Genomic DNA, 21959 nt, shown 5'->3' with positions numbered 1-21959 from the left:
ACAACCGGCCTTTCACGTCAAAGGTGGGGAATGGGGCATTGCTGGTGGGCGACCTTGAGGGGCTGCAGGCGGCCCGGTCGCCGTGGGCGCTCAGCCGAGGAGCGAGCGGCCGATGATCTCCTTCATGATCTCGGTGGTGCCTCCGTAGATCGTCTGGATGCGGCCGTCGGTGAACGCCCTGGCGACCGGGTACTCGGTCATGTATCCGTAGCCGCCGTGCAACTGGAGGCAGCGGTCGGCGACCCGCTTCTGGAGCTCGGTCGCCCACCACTTGGCCATCGAGGCGTGTGTCGCATCCAGTTCCCCGGCCGCGTGGTCCACGATGCAGCGGTCCACGAACGACCTGGTGACGGCGCACTCGGTGGCCATTTCGGCTATCTCGAAGCGGACGTGCTGGAGCTTGGCCAGCGGGCGGCCGAACGCCTCGCGCTCCTTGACGTACCGGGTGGTGATCTCCAGCAGGTGCTCGGCGGCGGCGATGCCGGCCACGGCGATGGCCATCCGCTCCTGCGCCAGATTCGTCATCAGGTGGACGAACGCCCCATTCGGCTCGCCGAGCAGGTTCTCCTTGGGCACCCGGACGTCGTGGAAGAACAGTTCGGCGGTGTCCTGCGCCTTCTGACCGATCTTGTCCAGGTTGCGCCCGCGGGCGAACCCTTCCATGCCGCGCTCGACCACCAGCAGGCTCAGGCCGTGGGCGCCGCCTTCGGGAGTGGTCTTGGCGACGACGATGACGAGGTCGGCGAGGATGCCGTTGGAGATGAAGGTCTTGGAACCGTTCATCAGCCAGTGATCGCCCCGGTCCTCCGCGGCCGTGCGGATGCCCTGGAGGTCGGAGCCGGCGCCCGGCTCGGTCATGGCGATGGCGGTGATCGTCTCGCCCGAGCAGAAACCGGGCAGCCAGCGCCGCTTCTGCTCGTCGGTGGCGAGCTGGGTCAGGTACGGGCCCACGATGTCGTTGTGCAGCCCGAGCGCGAGCCCGGCGGCGCCGGCCCGGGTGAACTCCTCGGCGAGCACGGCGCTGAAGCGGAAGTCCGCGGTGCCCCCGCCGCCGTACTCCTCCTCGACGGCGAGCCCGAGCAGCCCCTGCTTGCCCGCCGCGCGCCAGGCGTCGCGGCTGACGATGCCGTCCTTCTCCCACTGCTCGTAGTGCGGCGACACCTCCTTGGTCAGGAAGGTGCGGACGGTCTCCCGGAAGGCGTCGTGCTCCGCGGAGAAGATCTGGCGCTTCATGGGTACGGGCCCTCCTCGGAGCCGGTGCTCGGCGGTCGCGTGCGGTACGGCGGCGGGGCCCACGGGCGTCCCGCCGGACGGGGCGGTGCGGTCAGGAGCCGGATATCAGGGCGGGGACCTGCCAGTCGCGGGCGACCTCTTCGGTGTCCGCGCCCGGCAGGGCGGGCGGGCGCCGCAGGGCACCGGGTGTGCGGGAGAACCGCGGCGCGGGCGCGGGCTGGGTGATCCCGGCGTGCTCGGTGAAGGTCCCGCGGGCGGCCAGGTGCGGGTGCGCGGGCGCCTCCCGCAAGGAGAGCACAGGTGCCACACACGCGTCCGACCCCGCGAAGACGGCCGTCCACTCGTCCCGGGTCCGGGTCTTGAAGGCGGCGGCGACAGCGGTGCGCAGGGCCGTCCAGGACCCGGGGTCGTCGCGGTCGGGCAGGTCGTCGGCGACGCCCAGCAGCCGGACGAACTCCTCGTAGAAGCGCCCTTCCAGCGCCCCCACGGCCACGTGGCCGCCGTCGGCGGTCTCGTACGTGCCGTAGAACGGCGCCGCGCCGTCCAGGAGGTTGGCGCCACGCCGGTCCTGCCAGCCGCCGGCGGACAGCATGCCGTGGATCATGGCTGTCAGATGAGACGTCCCGTCGACGATCGCCGCGTCCACCACCTGGCCGCCTCCCCCGTCGCTCCGGGCGTGGTGGAGGGCGGCGAGGACGCCGACGACCAGATAGAGCGAACCGCCCGCGTAATCCCCCAGGAGGTTGGCCGGGACGACGGGCGGGCCGTCGGCCGGGCCGATCATCCCGAGGGCGCCCGTGACGGCGATGTAGTCGATGTCGTGCCCGGCCGTGGTGGCGAGCGGGCCCTCCTGGCCCCAGCCCGTCATCCGCGCGTAGACCAGCCGCGGGTTGCGCTCCAGGCAGGGGCCCGGGCCGACCCCCAGGCGCTCGGCGACGCCGGGGCGGTAGCCCTCGATCAGCACGTCCGCGCGTTCGGCCAGCTCCAGCACCCGGCCCGGCCCGTCCGGGGCCTTGAGATCGACGAGCACCGAGCGCTTGTTGCGGTTGGTGACGTCGTGGGCCGGATCGACGCCGAGCCCGGCGCCGCCGGGCCGGTCGACCCGTACGACGTCGGCGCCGAGGTCGCCCAGCAGCATCGCCGCGAAGGGGCCGGGGCCGATGCCTGCGAGCTCCACCACCCGCACGCCGCTCAGCGGACCGTGCCCTGTCCCTGCCATCGATCCCCCAGCGCTCCGCCACTGTGACACTACTGATGTAACACTCGTGATGTTAAGAACGTGTTCCACTCTCCACAAGCCCCCCGGCCCAAGTGCCCGACAGACAAGGGCCCGTGGCGGCGAGGTCGCTTCCCATCGCCGCCACGGGCCCTCACATGCCGCGTCCTCCGCGCGTCAGCGACCCCCGCCCCACCCGGCGACGAACCTCCCACCGGATATGGACCGGCACCGGCGCACCGCTCCCCCGGACCTGCGGTGCCCCACGCCGGACGACCGGGTGCCGGCCTTCGGCCGGACGCCGCACACGGGGCGCGCACAGCGCCACGCCGCGAGCGACTTCGTCCTCACCGCCCTCTTCACCATCGCCCCTCCGTCTCGCCGCGGTCGGCCGCGGGACCGTGGCCCGCCACCGTCTCCCCAGACGTTTCCGCCGGTCCCGCCATCGCGAACCACGCTAGCGGGGGCCACTGACAACGGCTCGCAGGCGGCGCGTGACCAGCCGTCACACATCACCTCTCGATGAACAATAGGGACATGTCGCACACAGACCTCGCCGCCCCGCTGTTCGAGTTCCACGCCGGTCAAGGGACGCGGCAGTTCGCCGAGCTGGCCATGGCGCTGTTGCTCTCCTCACTCATCGGTCTGGAGAGGGAGGTACGGCAGAAGAGCGCCGGCCTGCGCACGCACACCCTGGTCGGGGTGGGCAGCGCCCTGTTCATGGAGGTGTCGGTACACGGCTTCAGCGCGCTGCTCGGCACCGACGGGGCCACGCTCGATCCCTCCCGGGTCGCCGCGCAGATCGTGTCGGGCATCGGCTTCATCGGCGGCGGACTGATCTTCGTCAAGAAGGACGCGGTACGTGGACTGACGACGGCCGCCACCGTCTGGCTGACCTGCGCCATCGGCATGGCCTGCGGCGGCGGCCTGATCCTGCTGGCCATCGGCGCCACGGCGGTGCACTTCCTCGTGGTCCGCGGCTTCCCGAAGGTGACCGAACGCCTGCTTTCCTCCGTCTCCCCGGAACGCGTGGAACTGCGTCTGGCCCACCACCGGCAACCGGGGTTCCTGGGGCAGGCCCTGGAGTTGTGCACCCGCCGCGGTTTCCAGGTGACCGACGTCCGGGTCGAGGCCGACACGCACGATCGCGATCAGACGGACGACCGGACGACCTCCGAGATCTTGCTCTGCCTGGAGGGCCGGGCGCCCGCGAACACGTTGCTGGAGGAACTGGCGGAAATGGACGGCGTGCGCAGGGTCACGCTGGTACGGCACACGGACAGTACGGAATGAGCGCTGTCTCAACGACTCCGCGACGTCCCGGGACGCGCCGACAGGTGACGGCGCGCGTCCGGAGCCGGTCGGATCGGATCGCCGGGCGCGTGACGCCCCGGCCCGTCACGAGGGCGCGTCGGCGGCTGCCCGGCGCTTTCCCGGCAGCAGGTGGTCATCGGGGAGGTCACGGTCCAGCAGGCGGGCCAGGCGCTGGGGAACGTTGCCGCCGACCAGAAGGACGACCACCAGCGTCAGCCCGAAGGTCAGGACGGCCAGCGCCCGGCCGAGCGGCATCCCCTCCGCGAGCCGGGCACCCAGGACGGGGGCCACCGCCCCGCCCAACGCGCCCACGTTGTAGACGAACCCGAGCGAAGCCGCTCGGTTTTCGGTCGGGAAGTGACCGGCGATGTACTTCGGCAGGATGCCGGAGATGCCCTGGCTGAGCGCCAGCAGTACGAACAGCAGCGCACCGAGCCCCCACAGGCTGTCGCGCACGGCGAAGACCGGGAAGACGAAGCCGAGCGAGGCCAGCAGCGTGCCGGCGTAGGCGCGCCGCGTCCCGAAGCGGTCGCCAACGAACCCCGCCAGCCAGCATCCGGCCATCGTGCCGAGCCCCGCGTACAGCATCACGTCGGTGACCTCGGAGGGCGTGTAGCCGAGTTCGGTCTTCACATAGGTCGGCAGCAGCGCCTGGATGGGCCAGCTGTAGAGGAAGGCGCAGAAGACGGTCACCATCAAGGACACGTAGAGCACCCAGCGGCGTCTGCCGCCGAGTTGGACGGCGAAGCCGATCAGGCACAGCGCCGCGAGTGCCGCGAGCCAGGGAACCTGCCCCGCACCGACCGGTGTGAAGACACAGAACAGCGCGCCGGTGGCCACCAGCGCGGCCCCCGCGTTGAGGCGGCGGCGCGCCCGCCCGGTGAACAGCGGGCGGAAGGGGTTCGGCCGGTGCCCGGGCGCGCGTACACCGGCGTGCCAGTCGTCGGTCTCCGGCAGCGACCGCCGCACCCAGACGGCGACGAGAACGGGGAGCACCCCGATCCAGAACAGCCAGCGCCACCCCCAGTGGGGCACCACCCACTTGTAGAGCTCGGCCGCGACCACCGTGCCGCCCGCGTAACCGGATATCAGGAAGCCCGACGCCCGGTTGCGCATGCGGACGGGCCAGCTCTCCAGGACGTACGTCGCACTCGTGCTGTACTCCCCCGCCATGCCGAGGCCGATCACCAGCCGGGCGACGAACAGGCTGGTGTAGTCCCAGGCGAACCCGCACGCGAAGGTCCCGAGCGAGTAGAGCAGGATGCTCAGGATCATGGCGGGTTTGCGGCCGTGACGATCGCCCAGGGCACCCAGGAGCGCACCGCCCAGCCACCGGGTGATGAAGGCGGCGGAGACCAGGGAGGCGGCGGTGGTCGTCGCCAGCCGGAACTCGGCGGCGATCTCGGTCAGCACCAAGGTGATGAGGACGAAGTCGAACCCGTCCAGGAGGTAGCCGAGCCAGGCCGCGGCCATGGACCTCCACTGGCGCGGCGACACCTCGCGGTACCACCGGACGCTTCCCGGGGGGTGTTCCTCCTTGCCGGTCACCTTCGGGAGGGCCGGTTCCGTACCGGTCACCCCCGGGAGGGCCGGTTCCGTACCGGTCGCCTTCGGGAAGGCCGGTTCCGTATCGGTCACCCTGGGGACGACCGGTTCCGTCATGCGCTCCTGAGGCAGACCCGGTTCCTGAGGAGGAGCGCCGTCCGCGCCGGGGCTCACAGCAGACCGGCCTCTTCCAGGAGCCGGCGGACGGTCTTGACGGCGGAGTCGTCGAGCGGGACCTGCGGCGCGGCGGTGGCCGGGCTCGCGAAGACGCCGAGCAGGTGGAGCGCTGCCTTGAAGGCCCCGAGGGCGGACGCGTTGCGGCCCATCACCGCCTCCGCGCCGACGTCTGTCATGGCGAACAGCGCGGCGAGCCGGTCCTGCTCCGCGGCGGCCTCCCGCCAGCGGCCGGCCCTGGCGTGCTCGTACAGCCGTACGTAACCGTGCGGATCGACGTTGCCCAGCCCCGGCACCACTCCGTGCGCACCGGCCAGGAGCGCGCCGTCCACGGACAGTTCCGAACCCGTGAGCACGGAGAACCCCGGATGCGCCGCTCGGGCCCGCACCAGCAGCCGCCGCAGCGCGCCGTCATCGCCACTGCTGTCCTTCAGCCCGGCCAGGACACCGTTCGCGGCCAGGTCCAGCACCGTGTCCGCGGGCAGCTTGGTGTGGACGGCCATGGGGATGTCGTATGCGAAAAGCGGCAGTTGGGAACCGTCGCGCAACCGGGTGAAGTGATCGGCGATCTCCGCGGGGTGGGTGCGCGTGTAGAAGGGCGCCGTCGCCACGATGGCGTCCACCCCGAGGCGGCGGGCCGTCCGCGCGTGATCCAGTGTGCGGGCCGTCGCCGTGTCGATGACCCCGGCCAGGACGGGCAACCGTCCGGAGACCGCGTCGACCACCGTCTCGATGACCGTGCGCCGCTGGTCATCGGACAGATAGGGCACCTCCCCACTGGAGCCCAGGACGAACAGGCCACTGGCCCCGGCGTCCATCAGGCGATGGGTGAGCGCGGTCAGGGAGCGGGTGTCCACCTGACCGTCGGGAGTCAGCGGCGTGCACAGTGGGGGAACGACGCCGGTCAACGGCGTGGGGAGGGGCATCGAGGACCAGCTTTCTGCCGTACGGGCCCAGCGGAAAGAGCGGGCATGGGCACCATATGCGCCAATCCGGACATTGGACGTCCTGTCTGTGGGCTGAATGTCGCCCAGCCATGCGAACGTGTCAATACCGGCGACCGGCCCGGCGTCGCCGGCCGGGAGGACGGCAGAGCGTCCGGCCGAAGGCGGACCGCCTGGCCGCGAGACCAGCAGAGCGCCCGGTCGAGGCGGCGTTCCGTCCGGGCGGGCTTGCGGTCTGATCCGGGAATCCGCCGGGACGTGGCCGGTCACCAGGACGACTCACCTGCTCAGCGAGGCTGCCCGGCCCTCTCCTTCCCACACAGTTGACGGCGCGTCGCTCTCACACACTCGACAGCGCGCGGCGGCACAGGGAGTCGGAGGCCCGCGTCGTCTCCGGAAGCCGGTAAGTGGGCGAGAGGTGGAGCGTGAGCGCACAGGCCTGATCAAGACCGACCCGATGGCCGACGGAGACGAAGACCGGTTTGACGCCCTTCTGGGTGCGCAGCGCCCGGCCCACCTCCTCACCGGCGGCGTGCTCACCGTCCCCTCGGTCCAGCAGCGGGGAGGTGGCACCGCGCTCGTCGCCCGGGGGCTGGTAGGCGAAGGTGAAGGGATTCTTGGCGACCCCGATGGTGGGCAGGCCGGTGAGGACGCCGAGATGGCTGGCGAGCCCGAAGCGGCGGGGGTGGGCGAGGCCGTAGCCGTCGCAGACCACCAGGTCGGGGGTGCGGGCCAGCCGGTCGAGGGCGGCCAGAACGGTCGGGATCTCGCGGAAGGCGAGGAGGCCGGGGACGTACGGGAAGGAGACGCGCCCCACGGCGGTGGCCTGGTCCAGGACCGCGAGCGTACGGGCGTCCAGCGCCACCGCCGCGGCGGCCACGACGTCACGCTCGTCGTCGTAGGCGACGTCCACCCCCACGACGGTCCCGGCGAACCCCGGCTCGGGGCCGGGTTCGTCCAGACGGACCGACGGACGCAGCCGGTCCTGGACCGCGCGCGCCGCGGCTTCGTCGGTGGGCCAGCGGCGCAGTTCCTCGCGGAGGGAGGTCGTGTGGGAGTCGTTCATGGTGGCGCCCACGCTATCGAGCCGCCTCCGCGCCGACCGCTGCGCCCCCGCTCTCTCTCCTCCCTCCCCAAAAAACCCGTCGTTTTCCCCGAAAACCCGCTGTGACCTGCCAGTTCCCGTCGATGAGCAGCACGGCGAGCACGGCGTGACCGCCTAGAATGACCACATGTTCATACTGGAACTGACCTACACCGCTCCTCTGGAGCGCGTCGACGCCGCACTGCCCGACCATGTCGAGTGGCTGCGCCGTCAGTACGCGGCCGGCAACATCCTCGCCTCGGGGCGCAAGAACCCGCGGGACGGCGGCATCATCATCGCCACCTTCGAGGACCGCGCGGCGGCCGAGCGGTGTGTGGCCGAGGACCCCTTCACCCTCGCGGGCGTCTGCGAGTACCGGATCACGGAGTTCGTGGCGACCATGACGGCCCCGGCTCTGGAGGGCTACCGGGAGCAGCTTCCTTCCTGAGGACGCGCCGTTTCGGCGGTGTTCCTCCCCGGCAGGTGGACCGGCCGCCGGCCGGGGAGGCATCCGGCAGGGCGGCGCGGTCCTCCCGCCACGCGCTTCCCGAGGTCCGCTGGGAAGCGGCTGGGCGCACGCCTCCCGAGGTGCGGTCGGTCGCATGCCTCACAAGGCCGGCCGCACGCCTCATGAGGAGGAGGTCGGCCAGTGACCGCCGTTGCGCCAGAACGCCTGTATCTCTTCCAGGTGCCGTCCCTTCGTCTCGGGCGCCATGACGGCGGTGAAGACCAGCGCGCCGACCGCCAGGAGGCCGAGCCCCGCGAACGTCCACGCCGCGCCAGCCCAGGCCATCAGGGACGGGAAGAACTGGGCGATGAGCAGATTGGCCACCAGGTCCGCGGTGAGCATGGCCGAAGCGCCGGTGGAACGCAGCCGGGCGGGGAACGCCTCGCCCGCGTAGACCCAGATCAGCGACCCGAAGCCGAAGTTGAAGGCGGCGGTGAACAGCAGGATGGCGGCGAAGCCCACCCACGTCATGGCCCCGCGCAGGTCTCCGAAGGCGAAGACGGCCGTCAGCGTCGCGAGCATGGCCACCATCGTCGCGATGCCCGACAGCAGGACCACCCGGCGCCCGAGACGGTCGATCACGAGAATGGCGAGGATCGTCGCGGCCAGTGAGGCCAGTTGGACGAAGGACGGCAGGAGGAAGTTCTGCCCGTCGCCGGTGAAGCCCATCTCCTCGAAGATCTGGGGACTGTAGTACGTCACGGCGTTGATGCCGGTGATCTGGCAGAAGAAGCCGAGGCCGACGACGAAGAACGCGGCCCGCGCGTACGGCTTGTGCACCAGCGTGCGTACCGCGCCGCCGCGCTCGCGGTCGAGCGCCTCCCGCACCGCGTCGGTCTCCGCCCGGGGGTCCGCGTCCGGGTCGGTCATCGCCATCACCTCGACGGCCTTGTCCGTACGGCCCTTGAGCACGTACCAGCGCGGGGTGTCCGGGAGCCGGAACAGCGGGACCAGCACCAGCGCGGCGGGGATGGCGGACAGGCCGAGCATCCAGCGCCAGTGCCCGCCGCCCGACAGCCCCCAGTTGACGAAATACGTGACGACGATGCCGGCGACCGTCGCGACCTGGTAAGCGGCTACGCAGGCCCCGCGGGTGCGCGCGGGGGCCGATTCCGCGATGTAGAGCGGGGCGGCCACGATCGAGATGCCGATGGCGACGCCGAGCAGGAAGCGGACAGCGTCCAGGACGATCACGTTGGGCGCGAGCGCGGAGAGCGCGACGAAGACGGTGTACGAACCGGCGACGATCAGCATGGCCACCCTGCGGCCGAGAGCGTCGGCGACCTTCCCGCCGATCAGCGCCCCCACGATCGAACCAAATACCAGAATGCTGTTGACCAGCCCTTTTTCCGCCTCGGTGAGGTGGAACTCCTGGCTCAGGAAGACCAGGGCCCCGGAGATGCTGCCGGTGTCGTAGCCGTAGACGACGCCGACGACGGCGCCGGTGAGGGCGAAGAGCCGTCCGGCGCGGCGGGGAGCCCGGTCGGGTGAGGGGGGCGGCGAAGAAAGCGTTGCAGTGGACATGGAACGTCCTTTGTGCGGCGGAACGGCCTTGCTGCATTGACTGTTCATGCGAGTATTCGGCGCGTTTCACGCAGGTGTCAACAGTTGCCTTCGGTAACTGAATCTCCTTCGCCGAGCTGACCAATTTTCCTTTTAAAACGCCATATTGAGGCACGTAGTCCGCACAACTCGTCGCTCCTCAGTGCGAGTATCGCCCGATCGAGGGATGGCAACGGCGAGGCTGGCATGCGTAGAGTTGCTCGCAAGCGAGTCGTAGCACGCAGTATCACGCAGACCGAAGCGAGAGGACGAGCATGAGCGGGAACTCGTACATGGAGCAGGAACTGCACAGCCAGCCGGAGACCTGGCAGGAGGCCGCGCGGATCGGGGCCGCGTCGACGCCGCTGCCGACGGCGGGACAGCGGGTGGCCGTCGTCGGCTGCGGCACCTCGTGGTTCATGGCGCAGTCGTACGCGGCCCTGCGGGAGGCCGCCGGAATGGGGGTGACGGACGCGTTCGCGGCATCCGAGGCGGCTCTCGGCGACGACCGCCGGTACGACGTCGTGGTGGCCATCACGCGTTCGGGCACCACGACCGAAGTGCTGCGCCTCCTGGAAGAGGTGAAGGGCCGCGTCCCGACGGTCACGGTCCTGGGCGACCCCGACACCCCGGCCGCCGACCTCTCGGACCGGACGGTGACCCTGCCGTTCGCCGACGAGAAGTCCGTGGTGCAGACCCGGTTCGCCACCACCGCGCTCGCCCTCTTCCGTGCGCACCTGGGCGAGGACCTCACCGGCGCGGTACGCGACGCACGGGAGGCGCTGTCCGCGCCCGTCGACGAGGAATGGGTGACGGCCGAGCAGTTCTCCTTCCTCGGCACCGGCTGGACCGTCGGTCTGGCCAACGAGGCGGCCTTGAAGATGCGTGAGGCTTCGCAGAGCTGGACGGAGTCCTACCCCGCCATGGAGTACCGCCACGGCCCGATCTCCATAGCCGCCCCCGGGCGTGTGACCTGGTTGTTCGGGCAGGCACCGGAAGGGCTGGAGGAGGAGGTCACGCGCACCGGCGCCCGGTTCGTGCGCCACGCGAGGGACCCGCTGGCCGATCTGGTGCTGGTCCAGCGGATCGCACTGGCCCGCGCCCAGGCCCGCGGGCTCGATCCGGACCACCCGCGCAGCCTGACCCGCTCGGTCATGCTCCAGCCCCCGGCCGAGCGCTGACCTCCCCCGCTCCCCCGGCACGAGTGGGACGACGGGCACCTCCCGTCACCGATTTCCCAAGCCCTGCCCCTCTTCCCTCGACGATGCGTCTCTCCGCGACCCACACCAAGGGAGTCAGGTTCCATGCCCCTCGTTTCCACCTCGTCGATCGTGGACGCCGCCCGTGAGGCGCGCGTCGGCGCCGCGGCGTTCAACGTCATCCACCTGGAAACCGCCGAAGCGCTGGTCTCCGCGGCCGAACGCGCCGAGACCCCGCTCATCCTCCAGATCAGCGAGAACTGCATCCGCTACCACGGCGCCCTGCTCCCCCTCACCCGCGCCACACTCGCCCTCGCTGAGGCGTCCACTGCCCGGGTGTCCGTGCATCTCGACCACCTCACCGATGCCGCGCTGGTACGGGAGGGCGTCGACGCCGGGGTGAGTTCCGTGATGGTGGACGCCTCCGCGCTGCCGTACGAGGAGAACGTCGCCGCCACCGCGGAGCTGACCGCCTGGTGCCACGACCGTGGCGTCTATGTGGAGGCGGAGCTGGGCGAGGTCGGCGGCAAGGACGGTGCCCACGCCCCCGGGACCCGCACCGATCCGGACGAGGCGCTGGCGTTCGTACGGGCCACGGGCGTGGACGCGCTCGCCGTGGCCGTGGGGTCCTCGCACGCCATGCGGGAGCGGACGACCGTGCTGGACAAAGAGCTGATCGCGGCGCTGCGCGCCAAGCTGCCCGTCCCGCTGGTCCTGCACGGTTCCTCGGGCGTGCCGGACGAGGAACTGCGCCGAGCCATCGCCGCCGGCATGACGAAGATCAATATCTCCACGCATCTGGTGTCCGTCTTCACCGGCTCCATACGGGAGACGCTGGGCCGGGAGCCGGAGCTCGTCGACTCCCGGAAGTACGTCAGGCCCGCGCGGGAGGCGGTGGCGCGCGAGGCGGCACGCCTGCTCGGCATCCTTGGGGCGAAAGCGGAGATACCAGGACAGTACGCCCCGCAGGCGCCCGCCTGCGGATGAGCGGGAACCCCCGGAACACGCACGGTTAGGCTCACGGCATGAAGCGCCATGAACGGATGAATGCCCTGCTCGAACTGCTCGGAGAACTCGGCCGGGTGGATGTCGAGGAGGCGGCGACCAAGCTGGAGGTCTCGGCCGCCACGATGCGCCGCGACATGGACGCCTTGGCGGCGCAGCAGTTGCTGACCCGGACCCGCGGCGGCGCGGTGCTCAGTTCGGTGGCCTACGACCTGCCCATCCGGTACAAGCCCGCCCATCGCACCTCGGAGAAGCAGGCGGTGGCCCAGGCCGCGGCGCGACTGGTCGACCGGGGGCACGTGGTCGGGCTGAGCGGCGGCACCACGACCACGGAGATCGCCCGGGTGCTCGCCACCCGCCCGGATTTCGCCGAGGCCGGCCCGCAGCCACACCTGACGATCGTCACCAACTCCTTGAACATCGCCAACGAGCTCGCGGTGCGACCGCAGATCAAGATCGTGCTGACCGGTGGAGTGGCACAGTCCCGGTCGTTCGAGCTCGTCGGCCCGTTCAGCGAACTGGTGCTCCAGCAGATCTCGCTCGACATCGCCTTCATCGGAGCCAACGGCATCGATCCGACGATGGGCGTCACGGTGCACGACGAAGGGGAGGCACGGGTCAACCGGCTCATGGCCGAGCGGGCCCGTCGGGCCGTGGTCGTCGCGGACTCGTCCAAGATCGGCGAGCGGTGCTTCGCCCGGGTCGGGGACGCGGACGTCTTCGACACGCTGATCACGGACAGCGGAGCGAAGGAGGCGACCCGGCGCGAGTTCACGGACCGGGGGTTGAAGGTGGTGGCGGCTCGTCCCGTGGACGATGACTGAGAGGACGGCGACTGAGAGGACTGAGAGGAGGGATGCCAGGGACGCCATCGGGATGCGGGTCGGCTGACGCGGTAAGGGACGGGTGGTTGCACACCGGGCTGCGGGTTTCGGTAAGGGACGGTCGGTTGCACATGGGGCTGCGGGCTTCGGTGCGGGCGGCGGAGTGCACGCGGCACACGCACACGGGAAGTGTCCGAGTGTCCCCGGCCCCGGCCCCGCCCCCGACCCGGACCCGGCGGTCGCGCGGTGCGGGGATGCGGCGGACGCGGCAGATGAGGGGGCGAGGCGGCTGGAGCGGCGCGGCAGGTAGGGCCGGGTTTCCCGGTTTCCTCCTGGGTACGGGCGATGGGCAACCGGTGGGAACGGGGGTGGACAGCGGACAAGGTCGTGGTGTGGCAGGACGGGCGATCGTCCGGGCCGGGCTCCACCACCACGTACCTTTTCGAGAAGGAGAACTCCGATGTTCCGCACTCCTCGCACCCTCGCGGCGGCCGTCGCCGCCGCTGCCGTCCTCGTACTGAGCGCCGGTACCGCCGCCATCGCCGCACCGAGCGGCTCCGCGACGGTCACCGCCGGCGAGCAGGCGGAAGCCTTCTCGCTCCAGGACGTCGTCTGCACCGTGAACGACAACGGGGTCAACTACCGTTCGGGGCCCGGCTCGCAGTACCCGGTCATGGGCACCGTGAACAAGGGGCAGAAGATCAACGCACACGGGCGCGAAGGATCCTGGGTGATGGGTGACCTGTGGGGCGGTCCCACCGGCGTCTGGATCCACACCGCGTACCTGGACTGCTGATTCCCCGCCCGGGATCACCGTTCTCTTCCAGGGTTCCTGTATCGGCCCGGCTCCGCTCGTGGTCCCGGGCCGACACTGGAACGGGCCCGCCGGGGCGACGCGGGTCCAGGGCTTCCCGGGCCGATGCGGGTGCGGGTCGTTCTGCGGGCCGTCCTGGGCCGTGGGCCGACGCAGGTCTCGGATCGCCGCAGGTCCCGAATCGTCCGCAGGGGCTGGAACGTCCGCAGGCTCCGGATCTCCCGGAACGGTGTCGGGACGACGGTGGGGGGCGCCGCGACCGGATCTCCCGGAACGGTGTCAGGACGACGGTGGGGGGCGCCGCGACCGGATCTCCCGGAACGGTGTCAGGACGACGGTGGGGGCGCCGCGATGGGGCGCCGATGTGTTGGCGGCCGTACTGTGCCGGGGGCGGCGGGGGTCACCCCGCCGTGCGGAGGAAGGTCTGCGGAGTCCCGGTTCCCTCGGGAAGCCGGGCTCCGCTGCCTCCGCCTCGCATACCGAGTCCGCACGGCCCGTTCCCCGCACGCCGGGCCACCGCACGGCCCGTCCCCCGTGCCACTGGGTTCCCGCACGACCCGTCCGTCCCCGCGCCGCTGGGCTCCCGCGCGGCCCGCCCGTCCCCGCACCACTGAACTCCCGCACGGTCGGCCCGCGTCCGGTGCTCCGCACCCTGCGTCTCGGGCGGTCCGAGCTGGTGGCGGGAGGGCGCGTTTCGCGGGGCTGGGGCCGAGGGCTGGGGGGCGGTGGCCGAGGGCCGAGAGGTTTCGGGCCGTCTGTGCCGGGGCCGGGCGTTACCAGGTTTCGTCGCCGCGCAGTGTGGCGTCCGCGCCGCCGTCGATGAAGACGATCTGGCCGGTGACATGGGTGTTTTCCGGTGAGGCCAACCAGGAGAGGAGGGGTGCGATCTGTTCGGGAGACGCGTGGCCGCGCAGCGGCATCGGCACGGTGGCGGCGACGACCTGGCGGGTGGCGGGGTCGGCGAGCATGGGCGCGGTCATGGGGGTGACGACCGTGCCGGGAGCGATGCCGTTGAGGGGGATGCCCGCTCCGGCCCAGGCCTCCGTGATGGCGGTGCGGCGGACCCAGCGCGCGAGGGCGTTCTTGGACGAGCCGTAGAGGAGGTGGCCCTCACCTCGTTCGACGGCGGCGTGCGCTGCGGCCAAGGATGCTTCCTCGTCACCGTCCAGCGCCGCCTTGACGATGTCCGGGTCGGTCGGGTGGACGGAGGCGACCGAGGAGATCACCACGGCCCGCGGGTCGGTTCCGGCGGCGAGCAACGGGCGCAGGGCCTCAAGAACGGCGACGGTTCCGAAGTAGTTGACGCTGATGGTGAGCGGTTCGAAGCGGACGGTTCCCGCGGAGGTGATCACGGCGTCGAGCCGGCCCCCGGTCAGGTCGCGGGTGCGGGCGACGAGTTCCGCGCGCCCTTCGGCGGTGGAGAGGTCCGCGTGGATGTCGGCGCCCTCCAAGTCGGCGCCGATCACCGAGTGGCCCGCCGCCCGGAGGTGGAGGGCGGTGGCCCGGCCTATGCCGGAGGCCGCTCCGGTGACGAGGTACGTGCGGGACATGCTCGGCTCCTTCGCTGTCGCCTGCCGGCCGACCGAGTCGAGCGCAGCCGCCGGGTGGTGGCACCCGGCCGCTCGCACGCGAGGTGGCGAAGCGTCAGGGCGGGCGCCGGGCGTACGCGTCCGGTGCGCCCGGGGGTGGGGCGGCGTGTGCGTATGGTGCGCCGGGGGTGGGGCGGCGTGTGCGTCCGTGTGGCTGTGGGGCTCGTTCGGCGCAGGGGGGTTGACCTGGGTGACGTCAACGTATCTTTCCTGTCACGACGTGCCAATAAGGGGCGGTGCGACGGTAGGGGTGTGTGCGACAAAAGGCCTGTTTGTGTCGGAGCGCGGGTCCGTGCCAAGTTGTGTCACGGCGGGGCCGATGGGACGGATGTCCCTGTACGCGGGCGTGTTGGGGTGCGGTGCGGGCAGCCCCGCCACGACGCGTCCATGAGGAGCGACGAATCCATGAGCAGCGACGAGGAGTGGGGATGGCGGCAGCACGAGGCCGGCCGTCACTGACGGAACGACGACGACGGCAGACCCGGTTGGAGATCGCGGAGGCCGCCGCCCATCTCTTCGCCGAGAAGGGGTACGACGAGACGACGGTCGAGGACATCGCGTCGGCGACGGGCATGTCACTGCGGACGTTCTACCGGTACTGCGCGGCGAAGGAGGACGCGCTGACACCCGTCCTCGTCTCGGGAATCAGTGAGCTCGTGGACCGGTTGGCCGACCGCCCGCACGACGAGCCGCTGACCGCCGCCGTGCCGGCGACGTTCGGCACGTCCATGCCCGAGCCGCGGTCGGCCGATGTCGACGGCGCCCGGCGGCTCGTCCGCATCATGACCACCGTCCCGGCCGTCCGGATGCGCTGGCTGGCCGCCGGTCGCGAGATGCGGGACCGGCTCGCGCACGCCCTCGTCACCCGGTCGGCAGGTGCCACCGACGACCTCGAAGCCCGCCTGCTGGCCGCCGCGCTCATGGAGGCGATCAGCACGGCGACGGAGCACTGGGCCTGGCAGGAGGAGCCGGACGAACTCGGCGACCTGGTCCGGCGGGCGATGACCTATCTGCGGATCGACGAGCTCGGGCGGGGGTGAGGGGCGGAGCCGCGGGGCGGGTGAGTTGCCGCGTCGAACGGACCGCAACCGTGTGGAGCAGCGGGGTTGGCTGCCCCATGGGATGGTCGGGCCACGCTGCCGTACGAGGCCGCCGCGGGGAACTGCCGTATGAGGCAGCCGTACGGAGTCGCCGCATCCGGCGAGAAGCCGGAGCAGCGCCGAGTGCCGAGTGCGACTGCTTATGGCGCACAGGTCTTCCGTCGGTCTCGTCGATTCGCCCCCTCGCCACGATCCCCTCCCACCCCATCACCACCTCCGAAGGGCTGTCAGCCAAGGGTTACCGTCGGTATCTTACTTTCGAGTAAGTACCGCTCGTCACCCACGCAGCATCGGAGGTCTTCCGTGAATCTCCTGCTCAGACGCACGGCGGCGGCGCTGTTGCCGCTGGCGGTCGCGGGCGCGGGCCTCGTGGCGCCCGGCGCGGCAGCCGCGGGCACAGCCCCCGACCACGGCACGTTGCTCAGCCACGCGCCGACCGCGGTGGATCTTGGTCCGGCCGCCCCCGCGGCCCGCGGTTGGCGCATCTCCTACGCGTCGACCGACTCGCGGGGCCGCGCCAACACGGTGACCGGCACGGTGATCATGCCCGTCGCCGAGTGGAGCCGGGGCAGTCGCCCGCTGGTCGCGTACGCGCCCGGCACGCACGGACTCGCGCAGAAATGTGCGCCTTCCGCCCAGTTGGCGGCCGGGACGGATTACGAGGCGGCCAACGTCGCGGCGCTGCTCAGGAAGAACTGGGCCGTCGTCGTCCCGGACTACGCCGGATACCGGGAAGGGACGCCCACCTATCTCGCCGGGCGTTCGCAGGGCAACGCCGTGCTGGACTCCGCGCTGGCCGCCTTCCGCGTACCGGATTCCGGGCTGGATCCCAAGGCCCGCACGGCGGTCTGGGGCTACTCGCAGGGCGGGCAGTCCGCCGCCTGGGCCGGTGAGATCCAGCCGGAGTACGCCGGTTCGCTGCACCTCGCCGGGGTGGCCACCGGCGGGGTACCGGCCGACTTCAAGGCGTCCGCCCGTTATCTGAACGGCAGCGCCGGGGCGTCGTTCCTCTTGCAGGGCGTCGTCGGGCTCGCGGCGGAGTACCCCGACAAGATCCCGTTCGACCAGCTCGTCAACGACCAGGGGCGTGCCGCCGTCGAGGACGCCCGGAAGAAATGCGTCTTCGAGACGCTCTTCGACTACGCCAACAAGGACATCGCGGAGTTCACCAACGGCGGGAAGTCGCTGGAGGAGCTGATGGCGATCCCGTCGGTCGGGGAGGCGCTGGAGGCGCAGGACCTCGGAACGCGGAAGATCAAGGCGCCGGTGTACCAGTACCACGGGCAGGCCGACGAGATCCTGCCGCTCGGCCAGGCCGTCGCGCTGAAGAAGGAGTACTGCCGGCGCGGCACCGCCGTGAAGTTCGACCGACGTGTATCCCGGCGAACACATCGCCACCCAGTTCCAGGCCGCCGGCCGGGTCACGGACTGGCTCGGCGACCGGTTCGACGGGCTGCCGCAGATCGTCGGCGACTGCCTGAACCCCCGCCCGGCGCCGCCGTCCACCGCGCCACCCGGTGGCGGGGACTTCGTGGTCTCCCTCGACAAATGGCCGCTGACCGGTTCGGTCACCGTCAAGAAACTCGACGAGACGATGAACCTGCCCGGAGGCTCGACCTTCACGGCCGACACCAACCTCACCAAGCACACGCTCTCGGGCCGCCTGTCCGTGCCGACCTTCAAGGAACACATCAAGATCATCGGCTTGCCGGTGGAGATACGGGTCTCCCTCACCTCGCAGGGCACCAGCGGCACGGTGTCCCTGGACGGCGCGGGCCGGCTGCACATCCACGGCACCGCGAAGGCGACGGTCGGCATCGAGTCGGCCGGGGAGTTGGGCGTGCACATCCCGATCGGCTGCCGGACGTCCAAGCCGGCCGAGTTCGCCCTGGACTTCGACGGTCCGGTGTCGGCGCTCGGCGGCGGGGGCCTGGGCTTCTCCGGCACGTCGGAGTTCCCCTCCCTCACGGGGTGCGGGCTGTGGGCTCCGCTGCTCCAGTCGTTCTTCTCCGGGCCGGGCAACGGGTACCGGTTCACCGTGGCGCCGCCTGCTCCGGTGGCGTACTGACGCCCGCTGAGCAGTCGATACGCGGGACGGGTGTGCTCCCCGTCCGGTGAACCTGTGCGAGGGGCCCGTTCCGGTCCGAGGCGTCGCGTTCTCACGTCGGGGCCGGACGGGCCTCTCGTCCGTGGGCCGCTTGGGCGGACGGGCCTCTCGTCCACGTGGGCTGCTTGGCCGGATGAGCCTCTCCTCCACGCGCACCGCCTGGCCGGACGGGCCTCTTCCCCACGCGCACCGCCTGGCCGGACGGGCCTCTCCCCCACGCGCACCGCCTGGCCGGACGGGCCTCTCCCCCACGCGCACCGCCTGGCCGGACGGGGCGTGTCGTCCGGGTGCGTTCGCGGGCGGCGGGTGCGGACGATGGTGGAGCGCACCCCGGGCGGCCCGGTTCCGGGCGTCGGGAGAGAATGACATGCCGAGCTTGTCTGGCATGTCCTCTCGTGTACCGGGACGCCACGCCCGCTCGGCACGAGTCGCGCACAAGATGCAGGAACACCGGGCCCAGCCCGCCGACCAGCGAGGACACGAGACCACCGCGGCAAGAAACGGAACACCTGCCGAAGGGCCTTCCGCGGGGTCTGCCCGCGGCGGGGAACGACTTTCATGGGGGAGAACACATGCGGAAGAACGTGCGTAAGAATGCGCGGAAGAATGTGCGGAGAACCCTTGCCGCCATGGCCGCGACGGCCATCCTCAGTGGCGGACTCGGCCTGACGGCGGCCTCCGAGGCGACAGCGGCCACGGCCGCCGGCCGACCGCCGCAGTGCGTCAGGGTGCTGAAGTTCTACACCCAGAGCCACAAGCGCTACGTGCGCCTCAAGAACCTGTGCGTGCGACGTGAGGCGTGCTACCTCATCGTCCTCCCCGGTCGCCCCGGCCCGCGTGGCCGGCTCGGCAAGGGTGTCACGAAGAACGTCTCCTACGGCACGGACCGGGGACCACGCGCGCTGTACGTGAAGAACACGGCCTGCTGAGGGGCAGGGCGGGGGCCCGAGGCAAGGACGGAGGCCGGGCCGAGCGGAGACCCGGGCCAGGAGGGGGCCCCGCCGGACGGAGGCCCCGGGCCGGGCAGAGGTGTCCGGCGATAGCGGTCAGGCGTCGAGAGGGTGCGTTCGCAGTAGCAGGGCGCTCGGGGCGCGTACGCCGTCGGCAGGCATCCGGTAGGTGACCAGGTATCCGGTAAGTGACCAGGTATCCGGTAGGTGACCAGGTATCCGGTAGGTGTCCGGCGGCATCCTGCGGCCATATCTTTTACCTGTAAAATACCTGTTAATGTTTAAGCATGGGGAAGCATGCTGGGCCCGCGAGGAAGGCGGGACGAGGAGAGAAGTCCGCGGCGACCGGCGCGGCGATGACACGGACCGGCGATGCGGCCACATACGACGTCCCGAGCGCGCAGCCTCGACCGGCGGCGGACACGCCGACCGGCGCGACTCGCGCCGCCGCGGGCGCGCCCCGCAACGCTCCAGGCGCACACCGCGACACGACGGGCCCGGCGCACGCGGCGCCGAAGACCAGGAAGGGCGCGGCCCACTCCGCGTCCGGCTCGACCCACTCCACCGCGTCCGGCTCGGCCCCCGCGGCGGCGAGTGCCCGGAACGGCGCGGTGCGCTTCCGGCCGCTGCCCGTCAGGAGCACGGTGCGCTTGCGCCGACCGGCGGACATCTGGCACAAACCGGCCTTCAGTGCGGCCGTGGCGCTCGCGATCCCGGACTTCACGCTGTTCGCGCTGGGCCGTCTGGATCTCGTCCTCTACACCTCGGCCGGTGCGATGTGCGCCCTGTACGCGCACCACCTCCCGTACGCCGCCCGCGCCCGCACGCTGGTGTGGGTGGTGCTGGGCATGGTCGCGAGCCTCGGAGTGGCTCTGACCGCGGCCTCGCTGGTCACGTCGGCCGCGGTGCTGGTCGTCCTCGCGGCGCTGGTCGCGGCCGTCCACAAGATGCTGTGCGACGCGACCCGCATCGGTCCGCCGGGCAACCTCATCCTCACGTTCATCTCCGCCTCCGCGTTCTTCGTGCCGCAGCGGCTCGGGCAGGTCCCGTTCCATCTGTCCCTCGCGCTCGGCACCGGGGTGCTCGCCTGGCTGGTGGGCATGGCCCCCGCACTGGTCCGGCCGCGCGGCCCGGAATCCCTCGCCACCGCCCGCGCGCTGGAGGCCGCGGCGGGGCTGCTGCGGACGCTGCCCGAGGCGGAGAACGGAGCGGGGAACGGGGCCGCGAACGGTCCCGCCGATCAGGCCGCCGTGCCCGGCGCCGCCCCGCCCGACGCCACCTCGCCGTCCCGGAGCGGTCCCGCGCGGCACGCGACGGCAGCCGCGGTGAACGCCGCTTGGCACACCCTGTTCCTCGTTCCGGCGCGCACGGACGCGCAGGTCACCGCGCGTGTCCGGCTGGAGAGGCTGCTGGTGCGCGCCGAGTCGGCGCTCGCGGTGCGGGCGGTCGGAGAGGACGAGCGGGCCGAAGCCGGGCGGTACCTGGCGTGGGCCCACGGTCTGCGGCGGGGCCGGCCGCTTCCCGAGGTTGCGCTCAGCCCCGAGGAAACCGACGAGCTCGCGGGGATCACCGCCGAGCGGGACGCGTTGCGGGACGGGCTCCACGACCCAGAGCGGGACGGACGGCGGAGCTCCCGGCAAGGCGCCCGCATGGGCGCGGCGCACGACGGGCGGGCTGGAGTCCACGGGTGGCCGATGCGGCGTCCGGCGCCGGATCGGCCGCGCGGGGTGCGGGCCGTGTTCGCGCGGCTGGCTCCTGGATCACCGTTGCTCCCCATCGTAGCGCGGGTGGCCGTGGGGTGTGTGCTGGCGGGGTGGGTCTCCATGGCGGTCGGGGTCGGGCACCCGTATTGGGCGGTGGTCACCGCGGCCTCCATCTACCAGGCCAACACCACCCTGTCCTGGCAGCGAGCACTCCAGCGGACCATCGGCAACTTCCTCGGCCTGTTGATCTTCACCGCGCTGCTGCCACTGATCCATACGGGGCACCTCGCGATGATCCTGCTCGCCCTGGCCTTCCAGGTGGGCGCGGAAGCCTGCATCTCGCGGAACTACTGGCTGGGCTCGGTATGGGTCACCCCGATGGCACTGCTCCTCACCGAGTTCGGCAACCACCTGCCCGCGCACACCCTCGTCCTCGACCGCTGGGTCGACACGGTCGTCGGTGCCGCGGTGGGGCTGGCCTGCTGCGTCCTGGTGACGAACCGCCGGGCCGGGCACCGCATCGAGGCCGCGCTCGCCCGCGTCACGGCGACCGAGGCGGCGGCGCGCGCGTGGCTGGACGGCGGCGACCGAGCGATGGCGGCAAAGCTGCCGGACGTGCGTCTGCCGGACCCGGTGCACGAGCGGCGACAGGGGCACGGCACGGACGAAACCGGCGCCTCGCCTGACGCGAACGACGCGAACAGAACGTACGACGCGAACTCGTACGAAACGAAACTGCACGAAACGGGCTCGTGCGACACATACGACGCGCACGAGGCGGGCTGGGCGCGTGACCGCCTCGCCGCCGGGCTGGTGGAGCTGCGGGAGGCCGTCGAGGTGGCGTCCGGCGAATGGTGGCAGGGCGCCCTGCCCGAGGAACGGGTGGCCCGCGCCGAACAGCGGGGGCACCAGACCCTGTCGCGGCTGGTCCGCCGGCTGTCGGAACCCGCCCTGGCCGCTTGATCGGGCGCCCGGCCGACGGCTCCCGGAAGCCCCGGATGGTCACGGCTGAGGCAGGTGTTCGGCCGACGGAGGGGTTCCGCCGGTACGACCGGGTATTTGGGTATGGTCCCGGTCTCCTGTCGCGGGGGCCCTCGCGCCGGCCTTC

General features: G+C 71.6%; 18 protein-coding genes and 1 pseudogene. 11 read left to right on the top strand and 8 right to left on the bottom strand.

Going from position 1 to position 21959, the window contains the following annotated elements; genetic code table 11:
- Positions 1-90 precede the first annotated feature (90 nt).
- Both ABZX96_RS29825 and ABZX96_RS29820 read right to left on the bottom strand, forming a co-directional pair.
- The gene (locus tag ABZX96_RS29825; RefSeq protein ID WP_355550363.1) at positions 91-1233 is read right to left on the bottom strand and encodes an acyl-CoA dehydrogenase family protein; all 1143 of its coding nucleotides are present in this window, start codon (positions 1231-1233) and stop codon (positions 91-93) included.
- 91 nt (positions 1234-1324) lie between these two features.
- Positions 1325-2452, bottom strand: a complete 1128-nt coding sequence (locus ABZX96_RS29820) for a CaiB/BaiF CoA-transferase family protein (protein ID WP_355550361.1) — start codon at positions 2450-2452, stop codon at positions 1325-1327.
- Between the two features lie 534 nt (positions 2453-2986).
- Here ABZX96_RS29820 and ABZX96_RS29815 point away from each other — a divergent pair.
- On the top strand, positions 2987-3742 hold the full coding sequence (locus ABZX96_RS29815; protein WP_355550359.1) for an MgtC/SapB family protein: 756 nt from the start codon (positions 2987-2989) through the stop codon (positions 3740-3742).
- Positions 3743-3847: 105 nt separating this feature from the next.
- Here ABZX96_RS29815 and ABZX96_RS29810 read toward each other — a convergent pair whose 3' ends face one another.
- The 3 genes from ABZX96_RS29810 to ABZX96_RS29800 all read right to left on the bottom strand — a co-directional run bounded on the left by ABZX96_RS29810 (position 3848) and on the right by ABZX96_RS29800 (position 7492).
- A complete protein-coding gene (locus ABZX96_RS29810) occupies positions 3848-5425 on the bottom strand; it encodes a sialate:H+ symport family MFS transporter (protein WP_355550358.1) in 1578 nt (525 codons plus the stop codon).
- 53 nt (positions 5426-5478) lie between these two features.
- A complete protein-coding gene (locus tag ABZX96_RS29805; RefSeq protein WP_355550356.1) occupies positions 5479-6408 on the bottom strand; it encodes a dihydrodipicolinate synthase family protein in 930 nt (309 codons plus the stop codon).
- 358 nt (positions 6409-6766) lie between these two features.
- A complete protein-coding gene (locus tag ABZX96_RS29800; protein WP_355550354.1) occupies positions 6767-7492 on the bottom strand; it encodes an endonuclease V in 726 nt (241 codons plus the stop codon).
- Between the two features lie 166 nt (positions 7493-7658).
- Here ABZX96_RS29800 and ABZX96_RS29795 point away from each other — a divergent pair, with 166 nt between their 5' ends.
- Positions 7659-7958, top strand: coding sequence for a YciI family protein (locus ABZX96_RS29795; protein ID WP_355550352.1), 300 nt, complete (start codon positions 7659-7661; stop codon positions 7956-7958).
- A gap of 180 nt (positions 7959-8138) precedes the next feature.
- Here the strand turns inward: ABZX96_RS29795 and ABZX96_RS29790 are convergent, their stop codons facing one another.
- Positions 8139-9542 carry a sugar porter family MFS transporter gene (locus tag ABZX96_RS29790; RefSeq protein WP_355550350.1) on the bottom strand — a complete coding sequence of 468 codons (1404 nt, stop codon included), beginning with the start codon at positions 9540-9542 and terminating at the stop codon, positions 8139-8141.
- Positions 9543-9835: 293 nt separating this feature from the next.
- On the opposite strand from ABZX96_RS29790, the gene ABZX96_RS29785 reads away from it, so the two are divergent.
- The 4 genes from ABZX96_RS29785 to ABZX96_RS29770 all read left to right on the top strand — a co-directional run bounded on the left by ABZX96_RS29785 (position 9836) and on the right by ABZX96_RS29770 (position 13384).
- Entirely contained in the window at positions 9836-10741 is a 906-nt protein-coding gene (locus ABZX96_RS29785) for an SIS domain-containing protein (protein WP_355550348.1), read from the top strand.
- A 123-nt stretch (positions 10742-10864) separates the two neighbouring features.
- Positions 10865-11746 carry a class II fructose-bisphosphate aldolase gene (locus tag ABZX96_RS29780; protein WP_355550347.1) on the top strand — a complete coding sequence of 294 codons (882 nt, stop codon included), beginning with the start codon at positions 10865-10867 and terminating at the stop codon, positions 11744-11746.
- 38 nt (positions 11747-11784) lie between these two features.
- A complete protein-coding gene (locus tag ABZX96_RS29775; RefSeq protein WP_355550345.1) occupies positions 11785-12588 on the top strand; it encodes a DeoR/GlpR family DNA-binding transcription regulator in 804 nt (267 codons plus the stop codon).
- Positions 12589-13048: 460 nt separating this feature from the next.
- The gene (locus ABZX96_RS29770; protein WP_355550344.1) at positions 13049-13384 is read left to right on the top strand and encodes an SH3 domain-containing protein; all 336 of its coding nucleotides are present in this window, start codon (positions 13049-13051) and stop codon (positions 13382-13384) included.
- Between the two features lie 791 nt (positions 13385-14175).
- On the opposite strand, the gene ABZX96_RS29765 is transcribed toward ABZX96_RS29770, so the two are convergent.
- Positions 14176-14952 carry an SDR family oxidoreductase gene (locus tag ABZX96_RS29765; RefSeq protein WP_355550343.1) on the bottom strand — a complete coding sequence of 259 codons (777 nt, stop codon included), beginning with the start codon at positions 14950-14952 and terminating at the stop codon, positions 14176-14178.
- A gap of 467 nt (positions 14953-15419) precedes the next feature.
- Here ABZX96_RS29765 and ABZX96_RS29760 point away from each other — a divergent pair, with 467 nt between their 5' ends.
- From ABZX96_RS29760 to ABZX96_RS29745, 4 genes and pseudogenes are all read left to right on the top strand, one after another.
- Positions 15420-16031 carry a helix-turn-helix domain-containing protein gene (locus ABZX96_RS29760; RefSeq protein ID WP_355550342.1) on the top strand — a complete coding sequence of 204 codons (612 nt, stop codon included), beginning with the start codon at positions 15420-15422 and terminating at the stop codon, positions 16029-16031.
- Positions 16032-16160: 129 nt separating this feature from the next.
- A pseudogene (locus ABZX96_RS29755) lies at positions 16161-17411 on the top strand (lipase family protein); the annotation flags it as partial.
- A gap of 52 nt (positions 17412-17463) precedes the next feature.
- Positions 17464-18159: a hypothetical protein gene (locus ABZX96_RS29750; RefSeq protein WP_355550380.1), complete on the top strand. Its 696-nt coding sequence runs from the start codon at positions 17464-17466 to the stop codon at positions 18157-18159.
- Positions 18160-18827: 668 nt separating this feature from the next.
- The gene (locus ABZX96_RS29745; protein ID WP_355550341.1) at positions 18828-19127 is read left to right on the top strand and encodes a hypothetical protein; all 300 of its coding nucleotides are present in this window, start codon (positions 18828-18830) and stop codon (positions 19125-19127) included.
- Between the two features lie 295 nt (positions 19128-19422).
- On the opposite strand, the gene ABZX96_RS29740 is transcribed toward ABZX96_RS29745, so the two are convergent.
- A complete protein-coding gene (locus ABZX96_RS29740; protein WP_355550378.1) occupies positions 19423-19872 on the bottom strand; it encodes a hypothetical protein in 450 nt (149 codons plus the stop codon).
- Here ABZX96_RS29740 and ABZX96_RS29735 point away from each other — a divergent pair.
- Entirely contained in the window at positions 19760-21814 is a 2055-nt protein-coding gene (locus ABZX96_RS29735) for an FUSC family protein (RefSeq protein ID WP_355550377.1), read from the top strand. The two genes, ABZX96_RS29740 and ABZX96_RS29735, sit on opposite strands and share 113 nt — an antisense overlap.
- Positions 21815-21959: the final 145 nt, after the last annotated feature.

Source organism: Streptomyces sp. NPDC003077 (assembly GCF_040611095.1).
In the GTDB taxonomy this organism is placed as follows: domain Bacteria; phylum Actinomycetota; class Actinomycetes; order Streptomycetales; family Streptomycetaceae; genus Streptomyces.
The sequence above is the reverse complement of the archived record's forward strand: the minus strand, read 5'-3'. Positions and strand labels throughout refer to the sequence as shown.

Excerpts from the sequence above, each read along its gene's own strand:
- ABZX96_RS29780 (WP_355550347.1), top strand. The coding sequence starts at position 10,865 with ATGCCCCTCGTTTCCACCTCGTCGATCGTGGACGCCGCCCGTGAGGCG.
- ABZX96_RS29760 (WP_355550342.1), top strand. The coding sequence starts at position 15,420 with ATGGCGGCAGCACGAGGCCGGCCGTCACTGACGGAACGACGACGACGG.
- ABZX96_RS29770 (WP_355550344.1), top strand. The coding sequence starts at position 13,049 with ATGTTCCGCACTCCTCGCACCCTCGCGGCGGCCGTCGCCGCCGCTGCC.
- ABZX96_RS29795 (WP_355550352.1), top strand. The coding sequence starts at position 7,659 with ATGTTCATACTGGAACTGACCTACACCGCTCCTCTGGAGCGCGTCGAC.
- ABZX96_RS29775 (WP_355550345.1), top strand. The coding sequence starts at position 11,785 with ATGAAGCGCCATGAACGGATGAATGCCCTGCTCGAACTGCTCGGAGAA.
- ABZX96_RS29820 (WP_355550361.1), bottom strand. The coding sequence starts at position 2,452 with ATGGCAGGGACAGGGCACGGTCCGCTGAGCGGCGTGCGGGTGGTGGAG.
- ABZX96_RS29745 (WP_355550341.1), top strand. The coding sequence starts at position 18,828 with ATGGCCGCGACGGCCATCCTCAGTGGCGGACTCGGCCTGACGGCGGCC.
- ABZX96_RS29790 (WP_355550350.1), bottom strand. The coding sequence starts at position 9,542 with ATGTCCACTGCAACGCTTTCTTCGCCGCCCCCCTCACCCGACCGGGCT.
- ABZX96_RS29825 (WP_355550363.1), bottom strand. The coding sequence starts at position 1,233 with ATGAAGCGCCAGATCTTCTCCGCGGAGCACGACGCCTTCCGGGAGACC.
- ABZX96_RS29765 (WP_355550343.1), bottom strand. The coding sequence starts at position 14,952 with ATGTCCCGCACGTACCTCGTCACCGGAGCGGCCTCCGGCATAGGCCGG.
- ABZX96_RS29810 (WP_355550358.1), bottom strand. The coding sequence starts at position 5,425 with ATGACGGAACCGGTCGTCCCCAGGGTGACCGATACGGAACCGGCCTTC.
- ABZX96_RS29800 (WP_355550354.1), bottom strand. The coding sequence starts at position 7,492 with ATGAACGACTCCCACACGACCTCCCTCCGCGAGGAACTGCGCCGCTGG.
- ABZX96_RS29815 (WP_355550359.1), top strand. The coding sequence starts at position 2,987 with ATGTCGCACACAGACCTCGCCGCCCCGCTGTTCGAGTTCCACGCCGGT.
- ABZX96_RS29785 (WP_355550348.1), top strand. The coding sequence starts at position 9,836 with ATGAGCGGGAACTCGTACATGGAGCAGGAACTGCACAGCCAGCCGGAG.
- ABZX96_RS29805 (WP_355550356.1), bottom strand. The coding sequence starts at position 6,408 with ATGCCCCTCCCCACGCCGTTGACCGGCGTCGTTCCCCCACTGTGCACG.